Genomic DNA, 1,420 nt, shown 5'->3' with positions numbered 1-1,420 from the left:
TAATGCCGTTCAGTTAAGGTTTTTCCGAAGATATCGAACGGGATAGCGAGCAGGACGGGACTTGACGGCCCGATCGCATTTGCGATCGGGCCGTTTTACATTGATGAGTAGTTTGAGGTGCTCGCGAAGTCGCTTGAGGACGGCGGGCAGCTTGGCGAAGGCAGGCGTGCGCGCGGCCCACATCATCTCGTGCTGGATGAGATGGAACGATCGAATGAAGCTCAGTTCGGTCGGTTCGCATTTGGCCTCAAAGGCCGCGCATGCCATCTCGCGGCGAATCAGGTTGTAGGCGATCAGTGCCCCCCAGATTTCCTGGTAAATGCCTTCAACCGTTCGGCTACGCAGCGTCAGCTCGCGCCCGAGCATTGATTGCTTGAGCTCGCGGTAGCTGGTTTCAACCTGCCAGCGGCGCTCATAGCAGGCGTCCAGATCGGCCATCTTGAAGCGGCGGCGGTCAGTCAGTGAAGTCAGCAGCACCCGCTCGCGGCCTGCTGCATCCAGCACGCGGATCGCGCGGGCCGTCCACCATTCGGGCAATTCAGGGCACTTCTTCCGTGCTTGTGGTGACACGCGCATGCGCACCAAGGCATCGTCAGGCTTGCCCGATATCACCTCCCAACGTGTATTGGACTTGGCCGGAATCAGGAAGTGGCGATTGCGCTCACCCGAACTCAGGCCACACAGGATTTCGGCGGACAGAAAGCCCTTGTCGAATACCGTCAACGAGTGATCCGGGATCTGTTCCAGCAGTTGCTTGGCATAGAGCATCTCGTTCGTGTCGTAACGGCCGAACGCGATGTTGGCGACGAGATGGGTCGGAATCGAGGTCAGCGTCACGGCCCGCACCTGCGGATAGCTGGCCACCTTACCGCTGGCATAGCCCTGAGCGCCGAAGTGCTCACGATTGGCGGGGCTGTCCGGGGTGCGCAGCGTGGTGCCATCCATGGCCCACAAGCTCAACCCTTTGAAGGCGTGGCGCGCACCATCTTGCTGGCACCAGGCTTGAGCGGTGCGTTCAAATAGCCAGGCCATGGGCGCATCGCCAAGCCTCTGGCGCGCTTGAGCGACGGCGCTCTTGCTGACGAACGTGGCCTCGTTGGGCAAGACCAGATCGAGGCTATCGACCACCTCGCTGATTGACCAGTGTCGGTAGATTGCCAGCGCGATGACCAGCCACACCACTTGCTCGGCCGGTAAGCGGCGCCGACGAATGCTGGCCGTGCCCGTCGCTTCAATGGCCTGTTCGATCCAGTTATGTGGCAGATGCTCGCCGAGCCGACTCAGGTCGGCAGGTGCTGCATCCAGTAGAAAGGTCAGGTGGTCGTTCAGCATCGCTGACCAAGTTAACAGCTTGCCGCTCTGTTTACAACTCCAACCCTAAAAACAAAAATGCCGTTCAGTTCTTAACTGAACGGCATTA

1 protein-coding gene is annotated in these 1,420 nt (G+C 59.6%); it reads right to left on the bottom strand.

Going from position 1 to position 1,420, the window contains the following annotated elements:
- Nucleotides 1-9 precede the first annotated feature (9 nt).
- Nucleotides 10-1,332, bottom strand: coding sequence for an IS4 family transposase (locus U5771_RS35050; protein ID WP_322028162.1), 1,323 nt, complete (start codon nt 1,330-1,332; stop codon nt 10-12).
- Nucleotides 1,333-1,420 lie beyond the last annotated feature (88 nt).

This window comes from Burkholderia sp. BCC1977 (assembly GCF_905339595.1).
Classification (GTDB): Bacteria; Pseudomonadota; Gammaproteobacteria; order Burkholderiales; family Burkholderiaceae; genus Burkholderia.
Note: the sequence above shows the minus strand (reverse complement) of the source record. Positions and strands in the feature narration are given on the sequence as shown.